This window comes from Endozoicomonas montiporae CL-33 (assembly GCF_001583435.1).
Lineage (GTDB): Bacteria > Pseudomonadota > Gammaproteobacteria > Pseudomonadales > Endozoicomonadaceae > Endozoicomonas_A > Endozoicomonas_A montiporae.
The window spans coordinates 2,538,359-2,553,720 of sequence record NZ_CP013251.1; the positions used below are offsets into that span (position 1 = coordinate 2,538,359).

Here is a 15,362-nt window from a genome sequence, read left to right on the forward strand (position 1 = left end):
AATGCCTGTCGTGAGAGGTGTCCTTTAGAGTTATGAATGTTTTGATTTTAGCCACTAAATATCCAATGCCTGATGAATCTCCATGGTTAACTAGTGAGCTTGGCGACGAATTGCTAAATTTGGGCTGTACTTTAACCGTTGTTAGTGTTGAGTGGGGTTCTGAAAATAGTAGAAATTATTCTAATTGTGAAGGAAGTAAAAGGATAAATAGAAAAAAACCAGTTTGTACAAATGGTAGAGGGTTGTTATTGCTTATGCGTTGGCTTTTTTCTTCATTGAAATTTTTTTCATTTTTTTTTAATGCAATAAAAAAAAGAGAGAAGTATGACTTGGTAATTTCTTTCTCACCATGTCTTGCTATGTGGTTTCCAGTTTTTATCTCTAAATATATTTCGAACTATCGTCATGTTATTTATTGGGATTTTTTCCCAATACATAATGAACAAATTAGTAATAAAGTGCCAAAGCTGCTCAGCTCAATTCTGAAAAATACTGAACGCTACCTTCTCTCAACGTTTGATCGTGTTTCTTGTATGAGTCCGGCAAATCTCAAGTTTTATGAAAAGTACTTTGGGAAAATACCAAAGGAAAGAGATATTTTACCTATTTGGACATCGCATTTAGAGTCAGTATTAAATTATTCAGATGCTGTCGATGACAATGATGACTCAGTAAAGCTTGTATTTGGCGGCCAGTTAGTAGCGGGTAGGGGTATTGATGAAATATTGAATGCTGTTAAAATAGCAATTAGAAAAAATCCAAAAATTAAATTGTTGGTATGTGGTTCAGGTGAACTTGCTGAGAATGTAATTGGTTTTTCTAATCAATATCCAGATAATTGTCGGTATCTTGGCCAGTTGGATCGTGAGCACTATTTGCAAGTTCTAGCTTCTTCTGACATAGGAATAGTCGCTACAGTTGCCCATGTCTCATGTCCTACATTCCCATCCAAGTCTTTGGACTATATGGCATCTTCGATTCCAGTTGTTGCCAGTTTGGAGGCTTCAAGTGATTTTAGCATAATACTAGAAAAGAACAGTTTTGGTCTTTCGTCGATCGCTGGTGAAGTGAATCATTTGGCAGACAACATTCTTACCTTGGCTGACAACAAGAAATTACGAACTCAGTTTGGTATTAATGGTAATAACTACCTTAAGAAAAATCATTCAGTAAGCAAAATTGCTTTAAATATTTTGGAAAGAGTAAATGTTCAGAAATAAAATACTGTTAATAACTGGTGGAACAGGTTCATTTGGTAATGTTGTACTTAAACGCTTTCTTGAAACAGATATAAAAGAAATCAGAATTTTTTCTCGTGATGAAAAAAAACAAGATGACATGAGAAAAAAGTATAATAATCCAAAATTGAAGTTTTACATTGGTGACGTAAGAGATTTTAAGAGCATTTTGAATGCTTCTAGAGGTGTTGATTATATTTTTCATGCCGCGGCATTGAAGCAAGTTCCCTCATGTGAATTTCACCCAATGGAGGCAGTTAAAACCAATGTCATTGGTACAGAAAATGTTCTTGAAGCTGCTATCACAAATGAAGTTTCTCGTGTTGTTTGCTTAAGCACCGATAAGGCCGTTTATCCAATTAATGCAATGGGTATTTCCAAAGCAATGATGGAAAAGGTTATGGTGGCCAAGTCACGCAATGTTGATAGCTCTAAGACAGTTATCTGTGGCACGCGCTATGGTAATGTAATGGCTTCAAGAGGATCAGTGATCCCACTTTTTGTTAATCTTATCAAGGCAGGTAAGCCAATCACTATAACTGATCCAAAAATGACTCGATTTATGATGACGTTGGAGGACGCAGTAGACCTTGTTCTTTATGCGTTTGAGAATGGTTCAAATGGTGATGTTTTTGTTCAGAAGGCACCGGCTGCTACCATTGAGACACTTGCACATGCATTACATGAACTGCTAGATATTGAGAATCATCCAATTAATGTAATTGGCACTCGGCATGGGGAAAAATTATATGAAGCGTTATTAAGTCGTGAGGAAATGGTTGCGGCTTATGATTTGGGTGACTACTACCAGATTCCGCCAGACCTGCGTGACCTTAACTATGGAAAGTTTGTTGAAGATGGTGATGTTCGGATATCTGAAGTTGAGGACTATAACTCCCATAATACCAAGAGATTGGATATTCAAGGAATGAAAGAGTTGCTCTTAAAGCTGCCATTCATGCAGGCTATTTGTGCAGGTGAAACGTATGAGCTGGATGGGTAAAATGAACATAGTAGTAACTGGTGCTGAAGGCTTCATAGGTAGCAATTTATGTGCTCAACTATGTGAGCAAGGTTACAAAAATATTATAAAGGTTGATAAAAATACTTCGCATAACGACCTTATAGGATTTTTAAGAGAAGCCGACTTCATTTATCATCTTGCAGGTGTTAACCGTCCCAAAAATGAAGATGAGTTCCGTGAAGGAAATATAGAACTAACTGATTTTCTATTACAGGAACTGATTAGTAATAAAAGAAAAGTACCTGTTATGCTGAGTTCATCGATACAGGCTGAACAAAACAATGCATATGGATTGAGTAAAGCAGAGGCTGAACGTAAGTTGCAATCTTATGGAGATCAAACTGGGTCGCCATATCATATTTACCGATTGCCTAATGTATTTGGTAAATGGTGTAAGCCTAACTACAACTCATTTATTGCTACATTCTGTCATAATATAGTCAATGATATTGAAATTAATATTCACAACCCTTCGGCTCCTGTTAATCTGGTTTATATCGATGATGTCTGTGCTGAATTGATTTCATTGTTAACTGATAATATTGAATCGGGCTACCAGAAGGTAAAAACTGAATACAAAAGCACAGTTGGTGAGGTTGCAGAGCAATTACAAGCATTTAAAAATAGTCGTCAGTCATTACTCTCTGAGAAGGTAGGTACTGGGTTAACCAGAGCATTGTACTCAACCTATCTCAGTTACCTAAGACCTGATCAATTTAGCTATCAGTTACCGAGCTATGTTGATGAGCGTGGTGCATTCTGTGAAATGCTAAAAACCAAAGAGTCTGGTCAATTTTCATTTTTTACAGCTCACCCAGGTGTAACTAGAGGAGGGCATTATCATCATTCAAAAAATGAAAAATTTCTGGTCATAAAGGGTAAAGCGCTGTTTAAATTTGAGCAGATCATTACAAACGAGCGCTATGAACTGGCTGTAACAGGTGATGAGTTTCAAGTGATTGAAACTGTACCAGGTTGGTCACATGATATAACTAACGTTGGAGATGAAGACCTCGTAGTTATGCTTTGGGCTAATGAAATTTTTGACAGAGAATCTCCAGACACTTTTGCACGTCCTTTATAATGAAAAAACTTAAAGTAATGTCCGTAGTTGGTACGCGACCAGAAATTATTCGTCTATCACGCGTACTCTCAAAATTGGATGAGCATTGTGAGCACGTGCTAGTACACACTGGTCAAAACTATGACTATGAACTCAATGAAGTATTCTTCAATGATTTATCTGTAAGAAAGCCTGACTATTTTCTTAGTGCTGCTGGAAGTAATCCTGCGGAAACCATTGGTCAAGTAATTATTAAAGTAGACCAGGTGTTAGAATCTGTAAAACCTGATGCAATGTTGATTCTGGGTGATACAAACTCATGCCTTTCAGCATTACCTGCTAAACGACGTAAAGTACCTATATTTCATATGGAGGCAGGTAACCGTTGTTTTGATCAAAGGGTTCCGGAAGAAACCAATCGACGCATTGTTGATCATATTGCCGATATCAATTTAACTTATAGTTCCATTGCCCGTGAATATTTATTGTCTGAAGGTATATCTGCTGATCAAGTGATCAAAACAGGAAGCCCGATGTTTGAAGTCTTAAATCATTACATGGCGCAAATTGATGCATCTAATGTTTTAAGAAACTTAAGCCTTACATCAGGAAATTACTTTGTAGTCAGTGCACACAGGGAAGAGAATGTTGACTCAACGAAACAGCTAGTCAGACTGCAGAGTGTACTAGACGCGGTTTCACAGCACTATAATCTTCCAGTTATTGTTTCTGCTCATCCCAGAACCAGAAAGCGCATAGAGAGCGAGGGCCTTAAATTTCATCCTAATGTTCGTCTATTAAAACCGCTTGGTTTTCACGACTATAACCACTTGCAAAAAAATGCAAAGGCTGTGCTATCTGATAGTGGAACCATTACTGAGGAGTCATCCATACTTAACTTCCCTGCCCTGAATCTGCGTGAAGCTCATGAGCGCCCTGAAGGATTTGAAGAGGCTGCAGTAATGATGGTTGGGTTGAGTGCCGATCGAACCTTGCAGGCTTTGAAAATTCTTGAGATGCAACCGAGAGGGGATCAAAGAATACTACGATTGGTAGATGACTATAGTATGCCTAATGTCTCGGATAAACTAGTTCGGATTATTCACTCTTATACTGACTACGTTAAACGCGTTGTTTGGAAAATGTATTGAAACTTTAGTTTATTACGTCTGAGATACTTAATCAAAAGCTAGTATCTTATAAATTCTATATTCGTGATCATGACTTACAGTAGTCTATAACAGTTAGGCTACTGACAAGTGATCACAAAAAGTGATGGAATCTGAATTTACTCATTTCGAATATTGTGAAAATACTATTACATACTCAATGGTTTGATCCTGAACCAACGTTTAAGGGGTTGTTATTTGCAAGAGCATTACGTGATGCAGGTCATGAGGTAGAAGTACTTACGGGTTTCCCTAATTATCCTAGTGGAAAAGTTTATGACGGTTATAAAATTTCATATTATAAAAAAGAATGTATTGATGGAATTATAGTTCATCGAGTGCCTTTGTATCCAAGCCATGATAGCTCATCGTTTAAAAGAGCACTTAATTATATTTCATTCTGCATCAGTTCTTTTCTTTTGGGTCTCATTAAATGTAGAAATGTCGATGTTATTTATAGCTATCATCCCCCCCTTACAACAAGTCTTTCATCTGTCTTTATTGGCTTTCTTAAAAGAGTACCTGTAGTTTTAGACATCCAGGATTTATGGCCAGATACTTTATCTGCAACAGGGATGATAAACAATAAAAAGGTTTTGAAGGTCATAGGTGTGGCATGTAAGGTAACCTATAAGATGTCTTCAAGGATTGTGGTTTTGTCTCCTGGATTTAAGTCAAGGCTTATATCATACGGAGTTCCAGAAAATAAAATTAACATTATTTATAATTGGTGTGATGAACAGGCAGTAACCCATTTTCAGACTTGTGACTCAAAGCTTCCAGATAATAATAAACTTAATTTGCTTTTTGCCGGAAATATGGGATTTGCTCAAGGTTTGCCTGCTATCGTAATGGCTGCTGAGTTATTGAAGAAAAAGAATATACCTGTGAATATTGTACTTCTCGGTGATGGTGTAGGAAAAAATCATGCCATTGAAATGGCTCAAGAGATAGAGCTGGATAATATATACTTTATTCCACGCGTTCCGATGAGTGAAGTCGGCTCTCTATTATCTACTTCAGACATTTTATTAGTTCATCTTAATGATAATGATTTATTTAAAATCACAATTCCATCCAGAACTCAAAGTAATCTTGCCATTGGTAAGCCCATAATAATGGGGGTTGCTGGCGATGCTGCAGATCTGGTGAAAAAATCCGGTGCGGGTTTGGTTTGTGAGCCAAACAACCCTGAATCTCTTGCTGCCGCAATTACCACTATGGCAGAAATGTCACCTGAAGATCGTAATGCAATGGGGTTAGCAGGAAAGAAATTTTATTATGATAATCTTTCTCTAGATAAAGGTGTCGAAAAGTTCATCAGTATCTTTAAGGACATTGTATGAAAAGACTACTGGATATAGTCATATCTTTAGTTGCGATTTTATTATTGTCACCATTATTCGTTGTAGTAAGCTTGAATGTAAGAAAAAAGTTGGGTTCACCTATTTTCTTTCGCCAAGTACGTGCTGGTTGCGAAGGTAAGTCATTTGAGATGATAAAGTTTCGAACAATGAATGATGCCAAAAATGAAAAAGGCGAATTATTATCTGATAATGAGAGACTAACACCATTTGGTAGTTTTCTTCGTCGATCTAGTTTAGATGAACTACCTGAACTATGGAATGTCTTAAAAGGAGATATGAGCCTTGTAGGTCCAAGACCACTATTGATGGATTATCTTCCACGTTACTCTAAAAAACAATACAGGCGTCATGAGGTAAAACCTGGTATTACGGGTTGGGCTCAAGTTAATGGTCGCAATGCAATATCCTGGGAAGAAAAATTTAATCTTGATGTTTGGTATGTTGATAACAGGAATTCTTGGCTTGATGTTAAAATTCTATTTCTAACAATAAAAAAAGTACTATTTAGAGAAGACATTAACCATGGTGGGGAAGCTACAATGCATGAATTTTTAGGTAGTAAGGGTGATGACTGAGAAAGTATTTGGAATTTATGGCGCAAGTGGCTTTGGTAGAGAAGTCATGCCTATCGCTCAAGAATATATACATAAAGAAGGCATCGAGACAGGAAAATTATTTTTCATAGACGATAATCTAACTGAACGCTTCATCAATGGTGTTAAAGTTGTTAGCTATGATGAATTTATAAATTTACCAGACAAAGAAAAGTTTGTTAGTTTAGCAATTGCAGACCGTTATATCAGACGTGAACTTTTATCAAAAATAGAGAAAGATAATGTACATCCTTGGGATTTGTGTTATCACAACGTTGTCAAATTATGTGACGTTTCCATTGATGCTGGTTCTCTACTCTGCCCATTTGTGACCCTGACTTCAAATATCAAGGTTGGAAAGCAGTTCCATGCAAATATTTATAGCTACGTTGGACATGACTGCATAATAGGTGATTTTGTTACATTTGCACCCAGTGTCAAATGTAATGGTAATGTTGTTATAAAGGATAATGTCTACATTGGAACTGGTGCAATTATTAAACAAGGAAAACCAGGTAGGCCGATTATCATTGGTGAAGGTGCTGTTGTTGGTATGGGTGCTGTTGTTACAAAAAATGTACCTGCCGGGGTTACTGTCATAGGTAATCCTGCGAAGCCTTTGTCGAGAAGAAATATTAAATAGTTGATGTATTGTTTCTTCAGTTGACAAGGATAGCTTGTTGGCTTTGATGAAAAAAGTTTTCAACTATATGTTTATTCGAATAGTTAATTAGTGATTTGGCTTTAATATGAAAATTGAAGAAATTCAAGTTGGTATGTCAGCATCTTATTCGCAGACTATTACTGATGCAGATATCAAGGGGTATGCAGGTATCTCTGGTGATAACAATCCTGTTCATATGGATAGAGATTATGCTGAAGAATCACGATTCGGTCGAAGAATTGCGCATGGATTAATTTCTGCTGGTTTTTTTTCTGCACTTTTTGGTACTAAGCTTCCTGGCCCTGGTTGCGTATATGTTTCACAGAGTTTAAATTTTAAGAGACCTGTTTATATAGATGATACAGTAGCTGCAATCGTAACAGTTAAAGAAATTGATCTAGCTAAACAACGTGTTTATTTTGATACTGTTTGCAAAGTGAAAAATAAAATTGTAATTAGTGGAGACGCTGAGATATACATCCCTAAAGATAAATAAGTTGAGTAGTCTTAAACTATTTTCACCTTTATAAGCGATATTACCGAATTTAGATTAATTATTAAATTATGCCTAATCCTCAGTTTACTTCATGGCCGTCTTTTTCCAAAGAAGAGGCCAAAACAGTATCTAATCTTTTGCTATCTAATCGAGTCAACTACTGGACAGGCACCGAAGGTCGTGAATTCGAGAAAGAATTCGCCCAATTCAGCCAAACCGAATACGCCGTAGCGGTTGCCAATGGAACATTGGCGCTTGATCTCGCCCTGAAAGCACTGACCATTGGCGCCAATGATGAGGTGATTGTTACCTCCAGAACATTTCTTGCCTCTGCCAGCTCTATTGTGACAGCAGGTGCTACACCCGTTTTCGCTGATGTTGATCCTGATTCACAGAACGTGACTGCTGAATCCATTAAAAAGGTGTTTACTGATAAAACCAGAGCGATTATCTGTGTGCATCTGGCTGGCTGGCCTTGTGAAATGGACGACATTATGAGTCTGGCTAAAGAGCATGAGCTTTATGTTATTGAAGACTGCGCACAGGCGCATGGTGCCAAATATAAAGGCCGATCTGTCGGTAGTATTGGTCATATCGGTGCCTGGTCTTTCTGTCAGGATAAGATTATGACGACAGGTGGTGAAGGAGGCATGGTCACCACCAATGACCCGGAGTTATGGAAAGCCATGTGGTCTTATAAAGATCACGGAAAATCCTATGATGCTGTTTACAACAAGCAGCACCCTCCGGGATTTCGCTGGTTACATGAATCCTTTGGCACAAACTGGCGTTTGACTGAAATGCAATCTGCCATTGGGCGTATTCAATTGACACGTATGCCGGAATGGTCTGCTAATAGACAACAGAATGCTGCACGTATAAATGATGTGTGTCGTGCGTTTTCTGCACTAAGAGTGCCTCAGGTTCCTGATTATATCGAGCATGCCTGTTACAAGCATTACGTGTTCGTTCGCCCTGAGAAACTGAAGCCGGGTTGGAGTCGTGACCGCATTGTTGATGAGATTGTAAAACTCGGTGTTCCCTGCTTTCAAGGCTCCTGCTCGGAAGTTTATCTGGAAAAAGCCTTTGATAATACGGGTTTTAGACCCGAGCAGCGCCTGCCTGTTGCCAAGGAACTGGGCGAAACCAGCCTGATGTTTTTGGTTCACCCAACGTTAACCGATTCTGAAATAGAAAAAACCTGCTCAGCAATTGCTCAGGTGATGACTTTGGCAAGCCTTGTTTAAAAAAAATCATTCAGGAGCCGCTGTGAGAGAAACAATACTTGGCTTTTCCAAAGTTAAGAAACGACTGCTAACCCTTGGAATTGACACTTTATTAATCTGCTTTTCCCTTGCACTGGCTTTTTGTCTCAGGGTAGGCGTCGAAGGGTGGCTATTTCGGTTTTTTGATGTCTATCTCAAATCTTGTTTAGTCGCTATCTTGATTGCCTTACCTGTCTATATCCGGATGGGGCTTTATCGTGCGGTTTTGCGTTATATGGGACCGCAGGTGTCGTTTACCATTTTCAGGGCATCCTTGATTGCTTTTGCCGGGTTCACATTGGTCCAGTCAGCAACAGGCCTTGATGTACCAAGAAGCATTCCAGTGCTTTACTGGCTGATATCAGCTTCCCTTCTTGGGTTAAGTCGCTATGCTGCAAGATACTGGCTTCTTGGCTATCGCTTGCGCGATATTTTGCTGTCTCCGGTTGCGTACGAAAAAATTTCTTCCAGAAGTCAGCAGGGCAAACCCATAGCCATATACGGCGCAGGCTCTGCAGGCGTTCAGCTGGTTAAGGTGCTCGAACATTCCAAAGAATATCGCCCTGTTGCTTTTCTAGATGACAATAACGGCTTGAAAGGGCGAGTCGTTTCCGGAAAACCCATTTACCAACCGTCACAACTCAATGCAATGGTGATGGATACGGGGGTTCAGGAAGTGTTGCTGGCGATACCTTCGGTCTCCCGCAAACGCCGAACCGAGATAGTGAAAAGTCTTGAATCATTCGGCCTGCCTATCAAAACCATGCCCGACCTGCAGGATCTGACGTCCGGACGTCTTAAAATTCAGGACGTGCAGGAGATTGATATTGCTGATGTATTGGGCAGGGAAGAAGTAAAACCTATCCCTGAACTGATTGCCAAACATATTACCGGTCAGGTGGTGATGGTCACCGGGGCAGGTGGTTCAATTGGTTCTGAAATGCTCAGGCAGGCTTTGCAAAGACAGCCTAAGGCCATCATTTTATTTGAGCATTCTGAATACAATCTTTATGCCATTGATCAGGAGTTGCAAAAGACCATTCGAACCAATGGCATCAATACCAAGGTGATTTCGGTATTGGGCTCCATCACCGACCCTGCCAGACTGCTGGATGTTATGAAGACCTACAAGGTCGATACGCTTTATCATGCCGCCGCTTATAAGCATGTGCCCATTGTTCAGTACAACGTTTCTCAGGGTTTGAAGAATAATGTTCTGGGTACTTTGTATACGGCTCAGGCCGCTATTGCATCAGGCGTTAAGCACTTTGTTCTTATTTCAACGGACAAAGCGGTCAGGCCGACGAATGTGATGGGCGCTTCCAAGAGGCTGGCAGAAATGGTCTTACAGGCTCTAAGTAACGAACGTCTTCTGACGTTTTATCATGCTGAGAAGTTTGGCCTTGGCGATCATGACCTTATTAGCAGTAAAACCAACTTTTCCATGGTTCGCTTTGGTAATGTACTGGGTTCCAGTGGTTCGGTCATACCGGTTTTTCGTGAACAGATCCGGACGGGGGGCCCGATCACTGTGACTCATCCGGATATCAATCGCTTCTTTATGACTATCCCTGAAGCGGCACAGCTGGTGATTCAGGCCGGTGCCATGAGTAAGGGTGGTGATGTGTTTGTTCTGGAGATGGGAGAGCCGGTTAAAATTGTTGATCTGGCTAAGCGTATGGTTTCACTGTCGGGATTAACGATTCGGGATGAGTCGAATCCGGAGGGTGATATCCGCATTATGTATACAGGCCTGCGACCCGGTGAAAAACTTTATGAAGAGCTGCTGATTGGCGACAATGTCACAGAAACCCAGCACCCATTAATCTGTCGTGCAGAGGAAGAGATGATTGCCTGGGCTGATCTCAGACAGGTTCTTGATAAGATTAACCAGACTCTGGAAGAGCATCGATACAAAACAACCAGTGAGCTGTTGCTGAGGTATGTGAATGGTTATGCGCCCAGTGATAAAGTGGTGGACTGGCTGTATCAGCAATCTTTGCATAAGGCTGATGTAGACAATGTGGCCTGATTTTTGCCTTTAAAGATTCTGTGAATCAGGATAAAGGCAACACTTTAGCCTGTTTTATTCTGAACTATTTATTGTACTATTGCTCTAAGTAGGTTATCTCAAGATTTCAGGACACCCATGATCAAAAAATGCCTCTTCCCCGCTGCTGGCTATGGAACGCGCTTCCTGCCTGCCACCAAGTCGATGCCCAAGGAAATGATGCCGATCGTCAGCAAGCCGCTGATTGAATACGGTGTTGAGGAAGCCCTCGAAGCGGGTATGTCCGATATTTGCATTGTGACCGGTCGGGGCAAGCGTGCGCTGGAAGATCACTTTGATGCCAACTATGAACTGGAACATCAGATTTCCGGTTCTTCGAAGGAAGAGTTGTTGACGGGGATTCGCAGAATCATCGACGAATGCACATTCTCTTATACCCGTCAGAGGGAAATGAAAGGCCTGGGGCATGCCATTCTGACCGGGCAGACTCTGGTGGGTGATCAGCCGTTTGGTGTGGTTCTGGCCGATGATCTCTGTATTAATACGGAAGGTGCTGGCGTACTGTCGCAGATGGCGCAGCTGTACCAGCAGTTTCGCTGCAGCATTGTCGCAGTGATGGAAGTGCCGGAAGATGAGGTGCATAAGTACGGTGTTATTTCCGGTCAGGCGATTTCCGATGATCTGATTCGGGTTGAGACCATGGTTGAAAAGCCAGCCAAAGAAGATGCGCCCAGTAATCTTGCCATTATTGGCCGTTACATTCTGACACCGGATATTTTTGATCTGATTACCGATACTCAGCCGGGTAAGGGTGGTGAAGTGCAGATTACTGATGCCCTGATGGCGCAGGCAGAACGCGGTTGTGTGTTGGCCTACAAGTTCAAGGGGCAACGGTTTGACTGCGGCAGTATTGAAGGTTTTATTAAAGCCACGAATTACTGCTATGATGAGTTCCGCAAGTAACTGATCGTTTATTCTGAGTCAGTAGTAAACGACTATAAACGTTAATTAAAAAGGCATACAGGCGCAGTTTGCATCTGTATGCCTTTTTTATTGTCTGTCTTTTTTGTTCAAGAATGTGTAGTACTTAATCATTATGGATGCTGTTCAAATAACTGTCCTTGCCCTGATTCAGGGCATTACCGAGTTTTTGCCCATTTCCAGCTCGGGGCATTTGATTCTTCCGGCCCAGTTACTGGGCTGGCAGGATCAGGGTATTGCCTTTGACGCGGCAGTGCATATTGGTACTTTGGTGGCGGTGATGTTGTATTTCCGCAAGGATATCTGGTTACTGATCCGTGACTGGACGTTATCACTGGCAGGGAAAGGTACGACGGAATACAGTCGAATGGCCTGGTATGTTGGTCTGGCGACATTTCCTGCCGTGATCTTCGGGCTTCTGTTAAAGATGTATGGTATCGATGAAGCCATGCGTTCCACTCACGTTATTATTGCAACCACATTAATTTTTGGCACATTGATGGGGGTCGCTGACTATTTTGGCAAACGTACGACAGAGATGTCCGGTATGACCCTGAAGTCAGCCATGATGATCGGTTTTGCTCAGGCCATTGCGCTGATTCCCGGTACTTCACGCTCAGGCATTACCATCACAGCAGCACTGATGCTGGGCTTCAAGCGCGAGGTGGCAGCAAGGTTTTCATTTCTGCTGTCGATTCCAGTGACCATGGGAGCCAGCCTGCTGGTGATTCTGGATCTGGTGAAGTCTACAGAAGTGGTGATCTGGAGTGAGTTGATAGCAGGGGCTTTGATTTCCGGTGTCAGTGCCATGCTGTGTATTCACTTTTTCCTGGGCATGATCAGTCGCGCAGGATTGATGCCCTTTGTGATTTATCGATTGTTACTGGCCGTGGTGTTGTTAATCATTATTTAACTGCTGCTCCTTCCTGATAAAAGCTCTGCCTGTTTGTTCGGGCAGGGCTTTTTTTGTGTCTGAATGTGGTATAAACCGAAAAAATTGATAATAGATAGTTAAATTATGAATCATTTATTAGTTAAAATCTGAACAAAAAACGTGCAATTCCCGCTATTCGTTCATTTATTAAACAATTATTCTTCTGCTTAGTTTTTGGACACGAATGTCAATGAGGTAATGAATGAACTCACTCGATGAGCAGAGGGTAACGATTGGGAATTATATAGCACTGGCGTTTGCTATTCTGTTTTTTTCCGGATTGTTTCAGTCCGCCGAATGGTATGGAGTGTTTGATTTCACCACTCTGAATGGCACCTTCGGTAGCATCATGGACGGAGGTTCTTTTCGTGGTACGGGCGGTGACGGAGCCCGCGATGGCTTTATCTTTGCTTTGACAATTGTTCCTACCTGTATGTTTGCCATGGGTGTGATTAATGTTCTGGAACACTTTGGTGCGCTGAGAGCGGCACGTACTCTGCTGACGCCTCTGATGCGACCACTGATGGGCCTGCCAGGTATTTCTGCGCTGGCGTTTATCGGTTCTTTGCAGAATGTTGATATTGGTTCCAGCATGACCAAAGAATTGCTGGATCGCGGTGAACTGACAGACGATGAAGGCAGTATCTTCACTGCATTCCAGTTTATTGGCGGCGGTATGCTGGTGAACTTCTTCAGCTCTGGCGCGGTGATGTTCACGCTGACAAATCCGGATGGCTCTATTGCTGCGCCAACCAGCCTTGGTCTGGCGATCATGGTGATCTTTGTACTGAAAATTCTGGGTGCAAACATGATGCGTCTGTACCTGAAAATGATGGGTAACAAATACTCCGTACCCGTAATGATGCAAGGGCAGGTGGCATAATCATGGCTGAAGCAAGCAAGAAAATGATCACCGATATTTTTGTGGAAGGTGCCCGCAAAGGCTGGAATGCCGGTGCGATGAGCATCATCCCGAATATCATGATGGCGTTCATTCTGATCAAAGCTCTGAACGTGACCGGTGCTCTGAGTGTTCTGGGTATTCTGTTTGAACCCATGATGACCCTGGTCGGGTTGCCGGGTGAAGGTGCTGCGGTTCTGATGGGCGCACTGATGTCCATGGGTGGCGGAGTTGGTATTCTGGTGGGGCTGTTTTCAGAAGGATTATTAGCCGGTGAGCATATTTCCATTCTGGCGCCGGCCATTTACCTGATGGGCTCTCCGGCTCAGTATGTTGGTCGTATTCTGGGCGTTGTTGGCACTAAAGGCAGCCTGTACCCGGTGATGATTGCTATTGGTATTATTAACGCGTTCATTGCCATGTTCCTGATGAATCTTTTCGTCTGAAACTCACCTGCATCAGCCGGTCATACTATTAAGCCGGTCATACTATTAAAAGGTGCATCGGATAAATATCAAAAAGCCAGCTGTGTAGTGCAGCTGGCTTTTTGATTTTTTACCACGTTTGACCGTCACGAAACCTGCATCAGGCGCAAGTTGTGTGAGCGTTTTCCCCATTGTAATTTTTTTACCCTGTTACTAAGCTAGCCTTTTGTACCGATTAACCTCTTAAGCTTTAATGGCTGCGTTGTAATACATGACTGACTCTTCTATCAAATTTATAGCCACTGATATGGACAGAACCCTGCTGGATGAACAGGGTCAGCTGGATGCTACTTTTTTTGACCTTCATCAGCAGATCGAAGAGAAAGGTATTTTAGGTAGTGGGCCAGAACTGTTATATCGCGTGAATATTGACCCCAAACTCAACTTTATTAATCAATAATCCAATAACAATATCGTGCATCTTTTCGAGCTTTGAAAAACAAATTGTCTTTCTGGCCAACCGTTTAATCCAAGTCCGAAAATTAAGGTTTTTACGCTCTATCTTCTGAGTGTTTGCTTTACCAATAATATGCATGTTTTCATCAAGGTGTCGCTCATAGGCTCCCCAATCATCGGTGTAAAATTTATTAATACCAAATGGCTTCAGAAGTGTTTTGAGTTCTTTAAAAACTTCATCTTTCCGTTTTCCGAAAACATAAGCAAGCACGGTATTTGTAGCGTGATCAACAGCATACCAAAGCCAGCGTTGGTTCGATTTATCATGAACATACGACCACTGCTCATCTAGCTCAGCCTCTTGGCAGACAAGCCCTACATGAATAATTGCATCTGACTTGAGATCAATAGTTTGAATATTTGGGTTGACCTTTACCAGACCGCTTTCTTTTTTTTTAGAGTCTTTATTACTGTTGTCTTGCTTATTCCGAGTACTTTACTTGTATCCCTGATTCCGCTGCCATTTATTGCCATATCGATGATTTTTTCTTTAACGCCAGGCTCACAGGCCTTGTAGCGATATTCAAGCATGAAGGTTTTGATTTCACATTTGTCATTACAGCAATAGTATCGTGGAACATCATGAGTGCTGTATCCGAAAGGCCGAACTTGGTTACTGCCACATGTTGTACAGAGGACTTGCGTAAGGCACATTTTTAAACCGCATTTTTCAAAGTTGCCGAATGTCGTATTTTAGCAGACAGGGCTAGAATCA

15 protein-coding genes are annotated in these 15,362 nt (G+C 41.3%); 14 read left to right on the forward strand and 1 reads right to left on the reverse strand.

Annotated features, from left to right (window positions below; translation table 11 throughout):
* Positions 1–32 precede the first annotated feature (32 nt).
* The 14 genes from EZMO1_RS11635 to EZMO1_RS11700 all read left to right on the forward strand — a co-directional run bounded on the left by EZMO1_RS11635 (position 33) and on the right by EZMO1_RS11700 (position 14,152).
* On the forward strand, positions 33–1,220 hold the full coding sequence (locus tag EZMO1_RS11635; protein ID WP_034873329.1) for a glycosyltransferase family 4 protein: 1,188 nt from the start codon (positions 33–35) through the stop codon (positions 1,218–1,220).
* Positions 1,207–2,241 carry a polysaccharide biosynthesis protein gene (locus EZMO1_RS11640; RefSeq protein WP_034873330.1) on the forward strand — a complete coding sequence of 345 codons (1,035 nt, stop codon included), beginning with the start codon at positions 1,207–1,209 and terminating at the stop codon, positions 2,239–2,241. The genes EZMO1_RS11635 and EZMO1_RS11640 overlap by 14 nt, the downstream gene beginning before the upstream one ends.
* Entirely contained in the window at positions 2,225–3,346 is a 1,122-nt protein-coding gene (wbjC, locus tag EZMO1_RS11645) for a UDP-2-acetamido-2,6-beta-L-arabino-hexul-4-ose reductase (RefSeq protein WP_236631946.1), read from the forward strand. Before EZMO1_RS11640 ends, wbjC begins: the two co-directional genes overlap by 17 nt.
* On the forward strand, positions 3,346–4,476 hold the full coding sequence (wecB, locus tag EZMO1_RS11650) for a non-hydrolyzing UDP-N-acetylglucosamine 2-epimerase (RefSeq protein WP_034873331.1): 1,131 nt from the start codon (positions 3,346–3,348) through the stop codon (positions 4,474–4,476). Before wbjC ends, wecB begins: the two co-directional genes overlap by 1 nt.
* Positions 4,477–4,631: 155 nt before the next feature.
* Positions 4,632–5,840 carry a glycosyltransferase family 4 protein gene (locus EZMO1_RS11655; RefSeq protein WP_034873333.1) on the forward strand — a complete coding sequence of 403 codons (1,209 nt, stop codon included), beginning with the start codon at positions 4,632–4,634 and terminating at the stop codon, positions 5,838–5,840.
* Entirely contained in the window at positions 5,837–6,436 is a 600-nt protein-coding gene (locus EZMO1_RS11660) for a sugar transferase (protein WP_034873334.1), read from the forward strand. The genes EZMO1_RS11655 and EZMO1_RS11660 overlap by 4 nt, the downstream gene beginning before the upstream one ends.
* Complete coding sequence (locus EZMO1_RS11665; RefSeq protein WP_034873335.1) at positions 6,429–7,097, forward strand: NeuD/PglB/VioB family sugar acetyltransferase; 669 nt, start codon at positions 6,429–6,431, stop codon at positions 7,095–7,097. The genes EZMO1_RS11660 and EZMO1_RS11665 overlap by 8 nt, the downstream gene beginning before the upstream one ends.
* Before the next feature lie 106 nt (positions 7,098–7,203).
* Positions 7,204–7,614, forward strand: a complete 411-nt coding sequence (locus tag EZMO1_RS11670) for a MaoC family dehydratase (protein ID WP_034873336.1) — start codon at positions 7,204–7,206, stop codon at positions 7,612–7,614.
* Between the two features lie 68 nt (positions 7,615–7,682).
* A complete protein-coding gene (locus EZMO1_RS11675) occupies positions 7,683–8,861 on the forward strand; it encodes a DegT/DnrJ/EryC1/StrS family aminotransferase (RefSeq protein ID WP_034873337.1) in 1,179 nt (392 codons plus the stop codon).
* Between the two features lie 22 nt (positions 8,862–8,883).
* Positions 8,884–10,911, forward strand: coding sequence for a polysaccharide biosynthesis protein (locus EZMO1_RS11680; protein WP_051789557.1), 2,028 nt, complete (start codon positions 8,884–8,886; stop codon positions 10,909–10,911).
* Between the two features lie 117 nt (positions 10,912–11,028).
* Complete coding sequence (gene galU, locus EZMO1_RS11685) at positions 11,029–11,853, forward strand: UTP--glucose-1-phosphate uridylyltransferase GalU (RefSeq protein ID WP_034873339.1); 825 nt, start codon at positions 11,029–11,031, stop codon at positions 11,851–11,853.
* Positions 11,854–11,986: 133 nt separating this feature from the next.
* Positions 11,987–12,784, forward strand: a complete 798-nt coding sequence (locus tag EZMO1_RS11690; RefSeq protein WP_034873340.1) for an undecaprenyl-diphosphate phosphatase — start codon at positions 11,987–11,989, stop codon at positions 12,782–12,784.
* A gap of 223 nt (positions 12,785–13,007) precedes the next feature.
* On the forward strand, positions 13,008–13,688 hold the full coding sequence (locus EZMO1_RS11695) for a nucleoside recognition domain-containing protein (RefSeq protein WP_034873341.1): 681 nt from the start codon (positions 13,008–13,010) through the stop codon (positions 13,686–13,688).
* Between the two features lie 2 nt (positions 13,689–13,690).
* Complete coding sequence (locus EZMO1_RS11700) at positions 13,691–14,152, forward strand: YjiG family protein (protein ID WP_034873342.1); 462 nt, start codon at positions 13,691–13,693, stop codon at positions 14,150–14,152.
* A gap of 391 nt (positions 14,153–14,543) precedes the next feature.
* Here EZMO1_RS11700 and EZMO1_RS28115 read toward each other — a convergent pair.
* Positions 14,544–15,301, reverse strand: a protein-coding gene (locus EZMO1_RS28115) for an IS1 family transposase (RefSeq protein WP_420809906.1) whose coding sequence is annotated in 2 segments (ribosomal slippage) — positions 14,544–15,034 and positions 15,034–15,301 — 759 coding nt in all. Because the reading frame shifts where the segments join, the coding sequence is not laid out codon by codon here.
* Positions 15,302–15,362: the final 61 nt, after the last annotated feature.